The following is a 607-nucleotide window of genomic DNA, read 5'->3' as shown; positions in this document are numbered from 1 at the left end:
GCGGGCGGCCACACCTCCAGCTCCGTCTCCCCGCCCCGCCCCCGTACCGGCACCGCCGCACCGGCGCGGGCCAGTACCGGAACCCGGCCCAACGGCGCCGCCACCCGTACCGTCGCCGGCCCCTCGTACGAGCGAGTGGTGGCGGTGTCGTACCAACGTCCCGCGGGAAGCCGTACGGGACGCTCACGCGCCCCCGGCTCCAACACGGGCGCCACCAGCAGCGCGTCCCCCAGCAGGAACGCGTCCTCGCAGTCCCGCAGCCGCCGGTCCCGCGGGTGCTGCCACCACACAGGACGCACGTACGGCGCACCCGTGCGGTGCGCGAGCTGAGCGAGCGTCATCAGGTACGGTGCCAGCCGCTCGCGCTCCGCCAACGCCGCCCGCACATGGTCCAGCACCTGCGGGCAGGACTCCCACGGCTCCCCCTCGGCCTCCTCGGCGGCCCGGGTACGGAAAAGCGGCAGATACGCGCCCAGCTGGAGCCCCCGCAGATACAGCTCAGGCGACACCTGTGCCGCCGCCTCACCGACGTCGGGCCCGGCGTACGGCACGCCGCACAGGCCCAGCCCCAGCACCAGCGACAGCGCCGCCCGCAGCCCCTCCCAGC

At 75.8% G+C, this 607-nt stretch carries 1 protein-coding gene; it reads right to left on the bottom strand.

Annotation, left to right across the window (positions count from 1 at the left end):
• Positions 1-607, bottom strand: a 607-nt coding sequence (locus tag AB8Z75_RS35175) for a TIM-barrel domain-containing protein (protein WP_369209225.1), incomplete at both ends; no start/stop codon positions are given.

The sequence above is a fragment of the Streptomyces sp. PU-14G genome (assembly GCF_041028275.1).
GTDB lineage: Bacteria > Actinomycetota > Actinomycetes > Streptomycetales > Streptomycetaceae > Streptomyces.
Note: the sequence above shows the minus strand (reverse complement) of the source record. Positions and strands in the feature narration are given on the sequence as shown.